At 50.8% G+C, this 15,464-nt stretch carries 16 protein-coding genes; 7 read left to right on the top strand and 9 right to left on the bottom strand.

Annotation, left to right across the window (positions count from 1 at the left end; all coding sequences use genetic code 11):
- Positions 1-4: 4 nt before the first annotated feature.
- Together proQ and AB182_RS15460 are read right to left on the bottom strand one after the other, a co-directional pair.
- Positions 5-691: an RNA chaperone ProQ gene (proQ, locus tag AB182_RS15455; protein WP_047370875.1), complete on the bottom strand. Its 687-nt coding sequence runs from the start codon at positions 689-691 to the stop codon at positions 5-7.
- 97 nt (positions 692-788) lie between these two features.
- On the bottom strand, positions 789-1,286 hold the full coding sequence (locus AB182_RS15460) for a GAF domain-containing protein (RefSeq protein ID WP_047370876.1): 498 nt from the start codon (positions 1,284-1,286) through the stop codon (positions 789-791).
- Between the two features lie 133 nt (positions 1,287-1,419).
- Here AB182_RS15460 and yebS point away from each other — a divergent pair, with 133 nt between their 5' ends.
- The 5 genes from yebS to AB182_RS15485 all read left to right on the top strand — a co-directional run bounded on the left by yebS (position 1,420) and on the right by AB182_RS15485 (position 7,474).
- Entirely contained in the window at positions 1,420-2,703 is a 1,284-nt protein-coding gene (yebS, locus tag AB182_RS15465; RefSeq protein ID WP_047373322.1) for a membrane integrity lipid transport subunit YebS, read from the top strand.
- Positions 2,672-5,305 carry a PqiB family protein gene (locus AB182_RS15470; protein ID WP_047370877.1) on the top strand — a complete coding sequence of 878 codons (2,634 nt, stop codon included), beginning with the start codon at positions 2,672-2,674 and terminating at the stop codon, positions 5,303-5,305. The genes yebS and AB182_RS15470 overlap by 32 nt, the downstream gene beginning before the upstream one ends.
- 79 nt (positions 5,306-5,384) lie before the next feature.
- On the top strand, positions 5,385-6,824 hold the full coding sequence (gene rsmF, locus AB182_RS15475) for a 16S rRNA (cytosine(1407)-C(5))-methyltransferase RsmF (protein WP_047370878.1): 1,440 nt from the start codon (positions 5,385-5,387) through the stop codon (positions 6,822-6,824).
- A gap of 114 nt (positions 6,825-6,938) precedes the next feature.
- Positions 6,939-7,178, top strand: a complete 240-nt coding sequence (locus AB182_RS15480) for a YebV family protein (protein WP_047370879.1) — start codon at positions 6,939-6,941, stop codon at positions 7,176-7,178.
- Between the two features lie 104 nt (positions 7,179-7,282).
- Positions 7,283-7,474 (top strand): YdfD/YebW family protein, encoded by a 192-nt coding sequence (locus AB182_RS15485; RefSeq protein ID WP_047370880.1) that lies wholly within the window; start codon positions 7,283-7,285, stop codon positions 7,472-7,474.
- Here the strand turns inward: AB182_RS15485 and pphA are convergent, their stop codons facing one another.
- A complete protein-coding gene (pphA, locus tag AB182_RS15490; protein ID WP_047370881.1) occupies positions 7,475-8,119 on the bottom strand; it encodes a protein-serine/threonine phosphatase in 645 nt (214 codons plus the stop codon).
- 169 nt (positions 8,120-8,288) lie between these two features.
- On the opposite strand from pphA, the gene AB182_RS15495 reads away from it, so the two are divergent.
- Positions 8,289-9,233, top strand: coding sequence for a VirK/YbjX family protein (locus AB182_RS15495; protein ID WP_047370882.1), 945 nt, complete (start codon positions 8,289-8,291; stop codon positions 9,231-9,233).
- A gap of 608 nt (positions 9,234-9,841) precedes the next feature.
- Here the strand turns inward: AB182_RS15495 and AB182_RS15500 are convergent.
- From AB182_RS15500 to AB182_RS15510, 3 genes are all read right to left on the bottom strand, one after another.
- Positions 9,842-10,060 carry a hypothetical protein gene (locus tag AB182_RS15500; RefSeq protein ID WP_047370883.1) on the bottom strand — a complete coding sequence of 73 codons (219 nt, stop codon included), beginning with the start codon at positions 10,058-10,060 and terminating at the stop codon, positions 9,842-9,844.
- Positions 10,061-10,614: 554 nt separating this feature from the next.
- On the bottom strand, positions 10,615-11,049 hold the full coding sequence (gene tnpA / locus AB182_RS15505) for an IS200/IS605 family transposase (protein WP_047370884.1): 435 nt from the start codon (positions 11,047-11,049) through the stop codon (positions 10,615-10,617).
- 164 nt (positions 11,050-11,213) lie between these two features.
- On the bottom strand, positions 11,214-11,414 hold the full coding sequence (locus AB182_RS15510) for a hypothetical protein (RefSeq protein ID WP_047370885.1): 201 nt from the start codon (positions 11,412-11,414) through the stop codon (positions 11,214-11,216).
- A gap of 212 nt (positions 11,415-11,626) precedes the next feature.
- Between AB182_RS15510 and AB182_RS15520 the strand changes: the two genes are divergently transcribed.
- Positions 11,627-12,747, top strand: a protein-coding gene (locus tag AB182_RS15520) for an IS3-like element ISKpn34 family transposase (RefSeq protein WP_120773466.1) whose coding sequence is annotated in 2 segments (ribosomal slippage) — positions 11,627-11,879 and positions 11,879-12,747 — 1,122 coding nt in all. Because the reading frame shifts where the segments join, the coding sequence is not laid out codon by codon here.
- A gap of 1,028 nt (positions 12,748-13,775) precedes the next feature.
- Here AB182_RS15520 and AB182_RS15525 read toward each other — a convergent pair.
- The 3 genes from AB182_RS15525 to yobA are packed head-to-tail and all read right to left on the bottom strand — an operon-like array spanning position 13,776 to position 15,377.
- The gene (locus AB182_RS15525) at positions 13,776-14,117 is read right to left on the bottom strand and encodes a YebY family protein (protein WP_120785394.1); all 342 of its coding nucleotides are present in this window, start codon (positions 14,115-14,117) and stop codon (positions 13,776-13,778) included.
- Between the two features lie 14 nt (positions 14,118-14,131).
- Positions 14,132-15,001, bottom strand: a complete 870-nt coding sequence (copD, locus tag AB182_RS15530) for a copper homeostasis membrane protein CopD (RefSeq protein WP_047370887.1) — start codon at positions 14,999-15,001, stop codon at positions 14,132-14,134.
- A gap of 1 nt (position 15,002) precedes the next feature.
- Positions 15,003-15,377: a CopC domain-containing protein YobA gene (gene yobA, locus AB182_RS15535; protein ID WP_047370888.1), complete on the bottom strand. Its 375-nt coding sequence runs from the start codon at positions 15,375-15,377 to the stop codon at positions 15,003-15,005.
- Between the last annotated feature and the right edge of the window lie 87 nt (positions 15,378-15,464).

Raw genomic sequence — 15,464 nt, forward strand, 5'->3', positions numbered from 1 at the left:
CGTTTCAGAACATCAAATGTTCTGCGCGTACAATCATCGACATACCCGAAGTAAGCTGTACGCGAACGCCGTCTTTGGTGATTTCCAGTACGGTGGCGTCCATCGCATTATTACCCGCTTTAACCTTAAGGTTTTGACCTACAGTCAGTGCAGATAAATCTGAAACTGGCGTATGACGTTCTTCTCGCGGCGCGCGCTGGGGTTTCGCAGCAGGTTTGTCAGTACGAGGTTTGCGCTCGCCATTTTCCTTACGACGCGGTGCCGGACGGGGTTTACGCTCACGACGCGGAGCCTCTTCCGTCTCACCGGCAGCAATGGCTGCTTCTCGTTTTTTCGCTTGTTGTTCAGCGCGTTGCGCCTGAACGCGAGCTTTGGCTTCTTCAAGCTGTTTACGCGCGTGCTCAACGTGCTGCTCATCCAGAACGCCGCACGGGTTACCGTCGAGATCGACACGGGTCGCACCAGCTTTGATACCATAAAGGTAACGCCAGCTTGAAGTGTAAAGACGTAAAGCGGAACGAAGCTGAGTTTTGCTGAGATTCATCTCGCCCTCAACTCGTGCAACTAAATCCTGAAAAATACCGATTTTCAGGGGACGCGCTTCGCCTTCTGCACTGAAACAGTGAGGAAAACGTTCGGACAGAAAGGCGATAACTTCTTTACTGCTATTCAACTTAGGTTGATTTTCCATGAAATTTCCTGATTACAACGGACGTTGCCAACAAGCCGCAGGCATGAACAGGCGTCATTATAATGACGCTATCCGTAAATGCTACGTTATCCGTTGATTATCCTGCGACGCCCGCAAAGAATTTTTTATAATCGGTCTGTATCAGCGTGTTTTCCAGGTGCGATACCAGCTCACGCAACCCCTCTTCATCCTCAGCAGCAAAACGCGCGAACGCAATGCTGTCGATATCAAGGACACCAATAATCTGATTATTCAGTGTAATAGGCAGTACGATTTCAGCATTACTGGCGGCATCGCAGGCAATATGCCCGGAGAACTGATGCACATCGTCCACGCGTTGCACGCTGTTTTGTGCCACCGCAGTACCGCAAACGCCGCGTCCGACCGGAATACGTACGCAGGCAATTTTGCCCTGGAAGGGTCCCAGTACCAGCGTATCCCCTTCAAGGAGATAGAAACCGGCCCAGTTCACATCGCTCAGTCGCTCAAAAAGCAACGCACTGGTGTTAGCGAGTGTCGCTAAAAAACTGGTTTCACCTGCCATTAACGCCTGAAAATCACGGTTCAAATCCGCGTAAAATTCTATTTTGTTCATTATCCAATCACTTTATGTCTTACTTCGGTAATGCAGTCTAGCCTATTAAAATAAGCATTAAATGCGTTGATGCTCAAGAAGTTCCCATCATGAGTTAAGATAGATTTATTCCTGATTTATTCATATGCATGCAATGGCCCTGAAAAACCGACAGATAACGCCTGCTAAAAAAATGGCCGTCCACGCCATTGGCGACGCCTTGCCCCGCGCACATTATCAGCGATGTCCGCAATGCGATACGCTTTTTGCCCTTCCGGTCATGAAATCGCACCAAAGTGCATTCTGTCCCTGTTGTGATGCGAAAATTCGCGACGGTAGAGACTGGTCATTAACCCGTCTGGCGGCGATGGCCGTGACGATGTTACTGCTCATGCCATTCGCATGGAGCGAGCCGCTGCTCCACCTCTACCTGCTGGGCGTACGCATTGATGCAAACCTGTTTCAGGGGATCTGGCAGATGACCGCGCAGGGCGATCCGCTCACAGCCGCCATGGTGTTGTTTTGTACGGTGGGAGCCCCGTTGATTTTGGTCGCCGCAATTGCCTACTTATGGTTCGGTAACATACTGGGGATGAATCTTCGCCCGGTTCTGCTGATGCTGGAAAAACTAAAAGAGTGGGTAATGCTGGATATTTACCTGGTGGGCATTGGCGTTGCCTCGATCAAAGTGCAGGATTATGCTTTTCTGCAGCCCGGTATTGGCCTTATCGCTTTTGTCGCCCTGGTGATTTTAAGTATTCTGACGCTGATTCACTTGAATGTGGAGCAGCTCTGGGAGCGTTTCTACCCTCAGCGACCAGCAAAACGCCCAGATGAGAAGTTGCGTATCTGTCTCGGATGTCACTTCACCGGCTTCCCGGATCCGCGAGGTCGCTGCCCGCGATGCCATATCCCCCTGCGCTATCGCCGCCGTCAGAGCGTACAAAAATGTTGGGCTGCGCTTATCGCATCGATGATATTTCTGTTTCCGGCTAATCTGCTCCCCATCTCGGTGGTTTACGTCAATGGCGCGCGACAGGAAGATACTATCTTGTCCGGCATTATGTCCCTGGCAAACAGCAATATCGCCGTGGCAGGCGTCGTGTTTATTGCCAGTATTCTGGTGCCATTTACCAAAGTTATTGTGCTGTTTACACTGCTGCTTAGCATCCACTTCAAATTTGAACAGGGGTTACGTACACGCATCCTGCTTCTGCGCTTTGTGACCTGGATTGGGCGTTGGTCCATGCTCGATCTGTTTGTCATCTCACTGACAATGTCACTAATTAACCGCGACCAGTTACTTGCTTTTACTATGGGACCGGCTGCGTTTTATTTCGGCGCAGCCGTAATATTGACTATTCTTGCTGTGGAATGGCTGGACAGCCGCTTACTTTGGGATGCACATGAGTCAGGAAACCCCCGCTTCGCCGACTGAAGCGCGTATAAAAACAAAACGCCGCATTTCACCTTTCTGGCTGCTGCCGGTCATTGCGTTGCTGATTGCAGGCTGGCTGGTCTGGGGAAGCTATAAAGATCGCGGTAACACGATAACCATCGATTTTATGTCCGCTGACGGTATTGTCGCCGGCAGAACGCCGATTCGTTATCAGGGTGTTGAAGTGGGCACCGTGCAGGATATTCGCCTGAGCGACGACCTGAAAAAAATCGAGGTACGCGCCAGTATTAAAGCCAATATGAAAGATGCTTTGCGCAGTGAGACGCAGTTCTGGCTTGTCACGCCAAAAGCCTCGCTGGCGGGCGTTTCCGGGCTGGATGCGCTGGTCGGAGGTAACTATATCGGCATGATGCCCGGTAAAGGGGAACCGCAAGAGCATTTTACTGCGCTCGACACCCAGCCTAAGTATCGGCTGAATAATGGCGAATTGATGATTCATCTTCATGCCCCGGACCTGGGCTCGCTCAACAGCGGGTCGCTGGTCTATTTTCGGAAAATTCCGGTCGGGCGCGTTTATGATTATTCCATCAATAATAATAAACAAGGCGTCACCATCGATGTGCTGATTGAGCGCCGTTTTACCAACCTGGTGAAAAAAGGTAGCCGCTTCTGGAACATTTCCGGCGTCAAAGCGGATGTCAGCCTGAGTGGTGCAAAAGTCGAGCTTGAAAGCCTCGCGGCGCTGGTCAATGGCGCTATCGCTTTCGACTCTCCGGACTCCTCACAACCCGCGACGCAGGACGATGAGTACGGTCTTTACGAAGATCTCGCCCATAGCCAACGTGGGGTTCTGGTCAAACTCGACCTCCCGGGCGGTGACGGCCTGAAAGCGGGGTCGACAGCCCTGATGTATCAGGGACTGCAGGTTGGTCAGTTAACCAAACTCAATCTCAACCCCGGTGGCGCAGTGACCGGCGAAATGACGGTGGATCCGGGCGTCGTTAATTTATTGCGCGACAATACGCGTATCGAAATGCGTAGTCCCAAAATTTCACTTGATAATCCCAATGTCAGTTCGCTGCTAACAGGTACGACGCTGGAGCTGGTGCCTGGTGAAGGCGAGCCTCGTAATCATTTTGTGGTGCTGCCGGCCACAAAAAATCTGTTGCAGCAGCCTGGCGTTATCACACTGACGCTCACTGCGCCGGAAAGCTATGGTATTGACGCGGGACAACCGCTGATCTTACATGGCGTGCAAGTCGGCCAGGTGCTGGAGCGAAATTTAACCAGTAAAGGGGTTTCGTTTGCGCTGGCTATCGACCCGCAATACCGCGACCTGGTGCACGGTGACAGCAAGTTTGTGGTCAACAGCCGTATTGACGTCAAAATGGGCATTGATGGCGTTGAGTTTCTCGCCGCCAGCGCCAACGAGTGGCTCAGCGGTGGTATTCGCATTCTCCCTGGCAGCAAAGGCGAGATGAAAACCAGCTATCCTCTGTTCGCCAATCTCGATAAAGCGCTGGAAAACAGTCTTAGCGACCTGCCGACAACCACCCTGACGCTGACCGCAGATACCCTTCCGGATGTGCAGGCAGGTTCAGTGGTGCTCTACCGTAAATTTGAAGTGGGTGAAATCATTACCGTGCGCCCCCGGGCAGATGCGTTTGATATCGAAGTGCATATCAAGCCAGAGTATCGCTCACTGTTGACCAGTAATAGCGTTTTTTGGGCCGAAGGGGGGGCGAAAGTTCAATTGAACGGTAGCGGCCTGACGGTTCAGGCGTCGCCATTGTCTCGTGCCCTCAAAGGCGCGATCAGTTTTGATAATCTCAGCGGCGCCAGCGCCAGCGCACGCAAGGGCGATAAACGTATCCTTTACGCCTCTGAGACCGCCGCACGCGCCGTCGGGAGTCAGATCACCCTGCATGCCTATGATGCCGGAAAACTGGCGGCGGGAATGCCGATTCGCTATCTGGGTATCGATATCGGCCAGATTTCTAACCTCCAGCTCATTGCCGACAAGAGCGAAGTACAGGCAACCGGGGTGCTCTACCCTGAATATGTGCAGACGTTTGCCCGTGGCGGCACACGATTCTCCGTTGTCACACCGCAAATCTCTGCAGCGGGTGTTGAGCATCTTGATACTATCCTGCAGCCCTATATCAATGTTGAACCTGGCCATGGCGAGGCGCGCCGTGATTTTGAAATACAGGAAACCACGATCACCGATTCCCGTTATCTGGATGGTTTGAACGTAGTGGTTGAAGCACCGGAAGCCGGTTCGCTGAATATTGGCACACCCGTTCTGTTCCGTGGGATCGAAGTGGGCACCGTCACCGGCCTGATGCTCGGTTCCCTGTCAGACCGTGTAATGGTTGGGATGCGGATCAGCAAACGTTATCAGCACCTCGTGCGAAATAATTCCGTGTTCTGGCTGGCTTCCGGCTATTCGCTGGACTTTGGCCTGACCGGAGGCGTGGTGAAAACGGGTACCTTTAACCAGTTTATTCGCGGTGGAGTGGCCTTTGCCACGCCTCCGGGTATCCCACTGGCACCGCAAGCGCAGCCAGGTAAACATTTCCTGTTGCAGGAAAGCGAGCCTAAAGAGTGGCGTCAGTGGGGCACCGCCCTGCCACGCTAATGCCTTACCGCTCCGGCGTGCCCGCGCCGGAGCGAGTATGTTACACTGCGCCCCTCCCTGCTTTCCTGTGGTATAACCTGTGGCTCAAAACGCTGTTTATCTTCCTGACGAATTTCTGGCACAAATGCGTGACCTGCTGCCAGCCCATCTCTCTTTCGACGAATTCATCGCGGCCTGTCAGCGGCCTTTGCGGCGCAGTCTACGAATTAATACGCTCAAAATTACCGTTGAAGACTTCCTGAGGCTTGTTGCGCCTTATGGCTGGCAGCTGACACCGATTCCGTGGTGTGCCGAAGGGTTCTGGATTGAGCGGGATGATGAAGAGGCGCTACCGCTCGGTAGCACCGCAGAACATTTAAGCGGGATGTTTTATATCCAGGAAGCCAGCTCCATGCTGCCGGTTAGCGCCCTGTTTGCTGATGGCGAAATGCCCGAACGGGTTATGGATGTTGCAGCGGCACCGGGCTCGAAAACCACCCAGATCGCTGCGTGCATGGGCAATCGCGGCGCTATTCTCGCTAATGAGTATTCCGCCAGTCGCGTAAAAGTGCTGCACGCCAATATCAGCCGCTGCGGTGTTGCCAATGTCGCGCTAACCCATTTTGATGGCCGCGTCTTCGGCCCGGCGTTGCCAGAGATGTTTGATGCCATTTTGCTTGATGCGCCTTGTTCTGGCGAAGGGGTGGTACGTAAGGATCCGGATGCATTAAAGAACTGGTCGCACGCCAGTAATCTTGAGATTGCCGCCACCCAACGGGAATTGATCGATAGCGCTTTTCATGCGCTGCGTCCGGGCGGTACGCTGGTCTATTCAACCTGTACGCTCAATCGCGAAGAGAATGAAGCGATATGCCACTGGCTAAAAGCGCAATATCCTGACGCAGTCGAGTTTTTGCCGCTTGATACCCTGTTTACAGGCGCAAAACAAGCGCTGACGGATGAGGGCTTTTTGCATGTTTTTCCGCAAATTTATGACTGCGAAGGATTCTTTGTCGCGCGGTTACGAAAAACCGCGGCAATCGCGCCGATGCCTTCTCCTGGCTACAAAGTGGGTAACTTCCCGTTTAGCCGTATGAAGCCGAAAGAAGAGGCTCTGCTGATTAACGCAGCGGCCGCTGTTGGCCTGCAATGGCACGACGATCTACACCTGTGGCAGCGTGATAAAGAAATCTGGCTCTTCCCGGCACACATCGCGCCCCTTATTGGCAAAGTGCGTTTTTCGCGCCCTGGCATCAAGCTCGCTGAAAGCCACAATAAAGGCTATCGCTGGCAGCATGAAGCCGTCATCGCCCTGGCTGGAGTGGATAACCCGCTTTCATTTGAACTCACGCATCAGGAAGCGGAAGAGTGGTACCGTGGGCGTGATGTTTATCCGCAAACACCACCGATAAAAGACGATGTTATCGTTACCTACCAGCGTCAGCCACTGGGCCTGGCGAAAAAAGTGGGCAGCCGCCTGAAAAACAGTTATCCACGCGAGCTGGTAAGGGACGGCCGTCTGTTCGCCAGCAATACGTGACGGCGAGCAAAAAAACAGCATTTTCTGACTGGCATCTTGCTCTGTGTTGTACCAGGCTGAATGATGGGCGGCTGTACTGGTCGTACCACATAACTACCATCAACGGAGAGCATTATGACGAAAACCAGCGTGCGTATCGGCGCCTTCGAAATCGATGATGCCGAGTTGCAGGGCGAGAATCAGGGAGAGCGAACATTACGCATTCCTTGCTCATCAGACCCGGATTTATGTATGCAACTTGATGCCTGGGACGCGGAAACCAGCATTCCAGCGATCCTTGACGGCGAACATTCCGTTTTATACCGCGAACATTACGATCAGAAATCTGATACCTGGGTCATGCGTCTTGCCTGATTCAATGGGAACCCGTCCATGAGACGGGTTATTTACCCGCCTGATTTCCCCTGCCTCTAATCATCCCCTACAATTACATCATGCTGTAATGAACCGAGGATGGAATGTTCGCTCTGGTCTTGTTTGTTTGCTACCTGGATGGTGGGTGTGATGACATCGTCGTGGATGTCTTTAATACCGAACAACAGTGTCTTGTCGCTATGGAAGTACAACGCCTGCGCTATGGCGGATGCTATCCGGTAGAAGATTTTATTGATGGCTTCTGGCGCCCTGCCCAGGAATACAGTGATTTTTAACTACTGCACCTGTACTAATGTCATTTCACCGCCGAAGACGGCGCCAGTATCAAGATAATGCTGATTGGTTGCATCCACGCGACGTTTAAGCGGCGTATGACCAAACCAGAAATGGTCCGCGCCGGAAATGGCTTCACCTTTCCCTGCCAGATGTTCACTCAAACGCTCACGACGCCAGAGTACCGATTCTTTGTCTACGGGTTTTTGCCAGGCGTAGTGATCGGACGGGTAATCGGCATGGGCGATAATATTGACCCCGCTGGCGCAGTGCAGCTCAATAATATAAGGCAATTGATCACATTCCCGTAGCGCCTCACAAGCCGTGTGCTGTTCCTTTCCGCTGAGATGATTGAACCAGGCACCGCCATTGAATGACCACAGGGTCATATCCCCTGCATTGAGCGCGTCAATAGCCATCTGCTCGTGGTTCCCACGGACCGTCTTAAACCACGATCTTTTAAGCAATTGCAGGCAATGCAGGCTGTCAGGTCCACGGTCAATCAAATCGCCAACGCAGATCAGTAAATCCTTATAGGGATCAAAATGGCGCTCACGCAGTTCATTCAATAGACGCTGATGGCAGCCATGCAGATCGCCTGCGATCCAGATATGCCGCCAGGTATTCCCATCAATACGTTGATACATATCTCCCCCTTATTTTTAGTATAGAAAGGAGGCTTGACTCTGCGTAATCAGGGCCCAATTTGGTTCAACTTAAATCATCGTTAAACGAACCCGAAATAAACCACCGCGCAGGTTAATTTGCCACAGCGTAGTCCCTAGAATAGACAGTGAACATTCAGAGGGCCCTACCGTGTCGAATATCAGTCTGCAAGAAAAACACCTGCAAAATCACCATCAACATATTATTCGCGAACTGGTCTCCGGGCGTCTGGTGCCTGGCCCTATCTGGACAAAACGCAATTATCGCCTTAAGTTCCTGCTCCGTTCGCTGTTGTTCTGGCCTTCAACGGTAAAAATGCTGAGCGCGTTATCACAACGCCCGGGATTTGAACGTTTACTGAATGCCCAGGTAACACTGCCGAGCAAATCACATCGTCAATATCTGACGCTGGGGCTCAATGCAGCGAAGCGTGCCGATGCGGTCGTCAGCCACTACCAGTGGGTTGACACTTGTTTGTCTGCCAAAGCAGCCGATGCAATGACCGCCGTTAGCCCTCAGCACATTTTGCAGTGCAAAGGCAAAGATGACGCCGAATTTAATGTTTTTGCCTCCTGCGCCCATAAAGCGGAACGTGAAGGCGAAAGCACCCTGTGGTTATACGATGGCGACCGTGTCCTGCTGGCGAGCGCCACATTCAGCGTGATTGAGGAAAAAGGCCAGCGTGCATTAGTGATTGGCGGTCTGCAGGGCCCCCGAAAAAACATCTCGCATGAAGTCATCAAGGTGGCTACACGTGCTTGCTACGGTATTTTTCCTAAACGCTTGCTGATCGAAGTATTGTGGCAGATGTGCGCACACACCGGCATTAGTGCGGTTTATGGCGTGAGCGATGATGGTCATGTCTTTCGCGCATTGCGTTATCGCTTTAGTAAAGGTCGCCATTTCCATGCCAGCTATGATGAGTTCTGGGCATCTATTGATGGCGAAAAAGATAATGCCTGGCGCTGGCGTTTGCCATTAATGCTGGCACGTAAACCGCTTGAGAGTATTCCAAGTAAGAAGCGTGCCGAATATCGTCGACGCTTCCAGCTACTTGATGACATGAATAACAGCCTGACAGATTTTTTCCGCTAAATATTGAGAGCAGTGGAAATACCACTGCTCTTGCTTATTACTGTCACTGCTAATATATAACTTATTCTTATTTTCACTACCAGCAATTATTATTTCATCTCGTTACTGGCTAAAAATCCCCATACCTGAATTCAATATCTCACTCGCTGATGTCATACGTATATCTTCCAGCCTGCGAGTTCTCACTACTAATTGATATAGCGCATATGTTGTCTAAAAAAGAAGAGACGAACCAATTAAAACATAACGATATATCTTTCAAGCCAAATTTTTCATGTTAGTGTGGTTTTTCCATCTAACGGCGAGGAGGGGCTATTCCAACTCTAAGATTCGTTTGTCCTGTCTGCAAAGGAAATACATTCTTTTTCACGCAACGTTGCCCGGATAAAAATTACCCTCACGGTGCAATTTGTTCAGTGTGTGGATCTCGTCTTACGGCAAAAACATGTATTCCAGTCAGACGAAGATGGCCTAAAAAAGCGTCCTGATGAGAGGCCTCAAGATGAGGCCTTTGTAAGACTTGCAAAATCATTTATGCGCCATCGATACAACACGGGAAAGTCGTTTTCCCGCGCTGACCACGGCTAAATCCAGTTGATGGTGGCAGGTTAATAAAACTGACGAATGGCCTGTTCAGTTTCACGCGTACTGACTAATTCCGAAAACTTCGCTATCAGGAACTCTTTTCCATCCAGCACATACGTTTCGATCGGCATATCAAGAAAAGAGCGCTGATCATTTCTGTAGCTGACCTTCTTTAGGTCATCCGCCACCGAGATGTGATCGACCTTTCCACCGGGGAGTATTACCACAACATCTTTGCTCATGTCGTTATCCTCAGTTGTTTAATTGCATACGACATTAGCACAGCCCTTCGGTCATCGTCTCTTGTTATGTTTAGACATCATGGCAAGGCCGGGAAAGAAAGCAGCTATGCCATAGCAATAACCCACTCACCGTTCTCATATTTTTCTTCGATGCTTTGCCAGCAACAGTGCGCGGATAACGCCTGTTGATCGGTAGTGGAATAGCTAATGTTCGGCAAAAAACATGGCGCCTTTGCGGTTCTGATAAGAACGCGAGTCAATTAACCCGCATGCCGGCGGTACCGGGTTAGTCGAGCGCTTCTTTTCTCATTAACCCGCACCATAGGCGAGGCCGGGCCTATGGCAGGCGACCAGGGGGAGGTCATAACTCTGAGTTTGTCGCCGTGGGCTGTGTCAGTCAGAATACTTACTGGCAACATCTTCATTTCAAAAAGAGTTCACCCGGAAAATATATCGTCAGACTGCGTGGACGAGGGGCAGTAAAAGACCACCTTCTTAGAAGGTGGCTTTTTAGAATGCCCCCTATAAGGGGGGCTACTGTCTCCTTCCTGTTACTACTCTAGCAATTCCATCTGCTGTTCATGCGTTTGTTCCTTTTTCTCCTGATGCCTCACATATCTCCTGATAATTTCTTCATTCACTCCCACCGTATCGACAAAGTAGCCACGGGACCAAAAATGGTTACCCCATAGTTTCTTTCTTATATGTGGAAAACGATTGTAGAGCCTGATTGCACTGCGGCCTTTCAGATGCCCCATCAGGGTTGATATCGAGATTTTCGGCGGGACTATTACAACCAGATGTACATGATCTGGCTGAACATTTAACTCCAGAACCTCACAATCTTTTATTCCGCATAGGATGTAGATTGTCCTGTAAAGTTCCTTGCCCAGATTATCTTTCAGGATCCTGAAACGGTACTTTGGCGTCCATACTATGTGGTATTTGCAACGCCAATATACATGTGATGAACTCCTGTAAAGCCCCATGTCGGTTTGTCTCCTTTTACTTGTGGTGAGTAAGCAGAGATATTCCGGCATGGGCATTCTTCAGGCTATAGCCTTACAGGATCAATCACCACCTCCCCAGGAGGTGGTTTAGGGGTGACAATAAAAAGCCCCGCTCAGGCGAGGCTGTTAAGATCGAAATGGCCTCAGGACACTTTCAAAGCATCCTCAATTGCATCGGCAAGAGCTTTAATTTGCTGTGCGACATATTGCATTTCTGTATCTGTTTTGCATGCTGCGGCCGCGTCATAGCTTCCAACAGAAGCCTTTGCAATGTCTAACGCTGCTTTTACTACTTCTACGCGATTATTCTCTTCGTCTGTCTTTGTGGAATATCTGTCCAGCATTACAACCTCCTTTTCATAAATTGAGAACGCAGATTACCCTTAAGATTAATCTTAATAAAGTGTTATCACAGACATTCAGCGAACTTTTACTTTTATCTCAACTTATCTCCCCGCTGAATGGAAATTATTGCTGCGCTCTTTTGACCTGCTCCCCGTTGATTAATACACCGCGATGTTAGTAATGTCTTCATAAGCCACATGAGGACATCCCCATGAAGAAGCGTTTTTCCGACGAACAGATCATCTGTATTCTCCGCGAGGCCGAAGCCGGCGTTTCTGCCCGTGAGCTCTGCCGTAAGCACGCCATTTCCGACGCCACCTTTTACACCTGGCGTAAGAAGTATGGCGGTATGGAGGTGCCTGAGGTTAAGCGCCTGAAGTCTCTTGAGGAAGAGAACGCCAGACTCAAGAAGCTGCTTGCTGAAGCCATGCTGGATAAGGAGGCGCTTCAGGTGGCTCTTGGGCTAAAGTACTGACGACAGACCAGAAGCGGGAAGCCGTGGAAGTCATGTGCGAGGCTAAGGGTCTGTCGCAACGTCGTGCCTGCAGGCTGGCAGGTCTGTCCCTGTCAACCTGCCGATATTCGGCTCAGCGTCCGCCTGCTGACGCGCAGCTGTCTCTACGCATCACAGAGCTGGCACTTGAACGCCGCCGTTTTGGTTACCGGCGTATCTGGCAGCTTCTGCGACGTGAAGGTCTTTGCGTTAACCACAAGCGGGTTTACCGCATCTATCAACTTAATGGCCTGAGTGTAAAACGCAGACGACGTCGTAAAGGGCTGGCAACAGAACGTCTGCCGCTGCTCCGCCCGATGGCGCCCAATCTGACCTGGTCAATGGATTTCGTCATGGACGCACTGGCCACAGGTCGCAGGATCAAGTGCCTGACCTGCGTGGATGATTTCACAAAGGAATGCCTGACGGTCACTGTTGCCTTCGGGATTTCAGGCGTGCAGGTCACGCGTATTCTGGACAGCATTGCGCTGTTTCGCGGCTATCCGGCTACGATAAGAACCGATCAGGGCCCGGAGTTTACCTGCCGCGCACTCGATCAGTGGGCTTTTGAGCATGGTGTGGAGCTGCGACTTATCCAGCCCGGCAAGCCAACGCAGAACGGATTTATTGAGAGTTTTAACGGACGCTTTCGTGATGAATGCCTGAATGAGTACTGGTTCAGCGATATTGTTCACGCCAGGAAGATCATTAATGACTGGCGACTGGATTATAACGAGTGTCGACCACATTCATCACTGAATTACCTGACGCCGGCTGAATTTGCAGCGGGCTGGCGAAACGGGAAATATGAAGAAAAACCAACCGACATTACTAACTGAAGGTTGTATCTAACTCTGGGGGCAGGTCACTTTACCCTGCAGAAACAGGGAGAACGGTCTGAGAATGAATTAGCCACCGACATGTACTTTAACAGGGCGATATACCCCGATGTCTCGTCGGTTGCGGGGCTAATGAGAACTGACAATGCACATCCTCATCCCCCCTGTATGAAGGGACAACAGAAGGCTGCCCGGACAGCCAGGATGGCATCATTTGTGTGAGCAAAAAAAAAGCCGCTCGGACAGAGCGGCGAATGAAGCTTACCAGGGAATAATAATGAAGCATGGATGCAATGACTATAGCTGGCTAATCCTTGCTGATTGAAAACCAGGATGATTCTCAAAGCATATATTCTTTATAATTAGCAAACTAATGGTCGTAACGAAGAATTTATTAACTTTCAAGCAATTGCTTCCCTCAGGAGAAGAGCGGATTTCCCTCTCCTGAGGGATTTTTATTTCAAACACCACCTCTGTATTAACACCTGCATCCCCGCCAGTTTCCCGATGATGTTGATTCGCTCGCGGAGAGTGAATCATTCCACGAGCAGCCAGGTTGCATATGCATAAACTCTCAGCCAAAAGTATGGTCAGGATTCATATAGCCGTGCCGGGGATATGCATCTGAGGCAAGAACGAAAAAGTATTGAGATCCGCGCAAAAAGGAATTTATTCTGGTATAAGGGTTAGGTTGCCGAATATGGAAATTCGGACAGTTTTCGGACATTTTCCGACGGAGCCACTTAAGTGCCTGTCTGGAAAGAGTTCCAAAAAAAGACCGAATACGATTCCTGTATTCGGTCCAGGGAAATGGCTCTTGGGAGAGAGCCGTGCGCTAAAAGTTGGCATTAATGCAGGCTAAGTCGCCTTGCACTTTAAGAATAGATGACGGCGCCAGGTTTTCCAGTTTGCGGCAAATCCGCTCTGAAAAATTCGGTTATCGTCACGCTTAAAAATGTTAAAACCGCAAGACCTGTTCAATCAGACTTGCGGTTTTTTATTTAAAATCAGTCAGATGAATTCTTTTATTAACAAAGTTTTTCCGCCCGAGCGATAAAGGGCGCAAGACTCATCTTTTCACCGGGTCTGGACGGGTCGTCAATCTGGATAACACTGATGGGTTGCGCGGATGTTTTACCACTGGCCACCTGCTGTTGCGCCTCTTGATTGAGCGGATATTGCACCAGTGTGCTCGGATTGATGGCATAAAGCGCATGATCGGGTCGGCAGGTGAGCATCACCTCTTCCCGGTTAAATGCCCATTTGTCCTTACCCACTTCAAAGCGGCTTACGGTAATCACCGACGGCGCGGCAAAGGCGCCAGCGGAACATGCCAGTAAAAGCATCGTCAGTATGGTTTTTTTCATCATTTTCGCCCGGTTAATCAGAAGGGTTCCCAGGTTGCGAACAGGCTGACCGCCGCCAGCACAAGCGCACCCAGAACCACTTCGGTCCATGTCATCCAAATCAGGAAATGTCGTGCCTGGGAGTTTTTCAGGCCTAAGCGTGGCACCAGAACATACCTGTTCGCTAGCGCAATTGCCACCATTAGCGCCACCAACGCACATTTGATCAATAGCATGCGGCCATAGCCGGTTTGCGTAGACCATAAGGTGCCCTGAATAAACAGGGAGTTAATCATACCTGTCACAAGAACGCCTGCCACTGCGACATGCCCGTATCGAGAAAAACGCATCATTGAGCTAACGGCATATTCTCGCCAGCGAGCCTGGCTTAATCGCATACAAAACAGTACGGGTAATAATCCACCCAACCAGGTGGCAGCACACAGTAAATGGAGTGCGTGGTTTGCACGTTGTAGTATGCCCGCGATGCCTTCATGCATGGCGGCGTGGCCGACGCCAGCGAGCAGGATCAGTTGCGCGCCTGTCAGCAACACCAGCCTTCCCTGCTGTTTGGGTTGCAGATAGCCGACAAACATCGTCATAACAGCAATGAACATCTGCCATAACCAGATACTGCCGAACTGCGTCCCGGCAAGCAGCCGCCAGGTTTGCGGACTAAAAACATCTTTCCAGCCATCGCCCATAATCCCGCCCTGTAGGGCAAACATGAAGACGGCACTTAAAGCGCCCATGCACAGGCAAAGGCGTATTAATCCGGTAAAACGCGTTACCATGACAAGGAGCAGATGGCGAGGCGCCAGCCGACTAATAAAGAGCGCGCAGCCGAAAAGCAGCATCAAGGCGGCAAAATGGATGCCGCGCAACCCAATATAGCCTGCCGTTAACATCTTATTTCACTGAAAACGTATAGGTACCACGGGTTTTGTGGCCATCGACAGAGACGACATGCCAGTCAACGGTATAATTACCCGGCTGCAACGTCTGCTCCAGAGGAACGAGCATTTGTGTTTTGTCCTGTTCGTTACGTTTAACGGCGCCTGTCTTAATGCTCTGCTGCTGTGCCCCGGTGAGCGTGACGCCGCTGAATTTGGGTTCAATGCCTTCGGAGAAATTCAGCGTTAGCGCCTGCGGGGAGGCCGTGACGTCGGCGTTCGCTGCAGGATATTGGTTTTTCAGATGGGCATGAGCGAAAGCTGCGGGTGCAGTGACGACAGCAGCGACAAGAGCCAATGTACGTGACAGGCGGGGTGCGGTGAATAGCATGTCTGGCATTCCTTTTTGTTATGTTTAAAGCGACGAGGATAACTCTGTATAATGGCCTCGTCGAGTCTCATCGGCAGACTTGTCTTT

Source organism: Phytobacter ursingii (assembly GCF_001022135.1).
Lineage (GTDB): Bacteria > Pseudomonadota > Gammaproteobacteria > Enterobacterales > Enterobacteriaceae > Phytobacter > Phytobacter ursingii.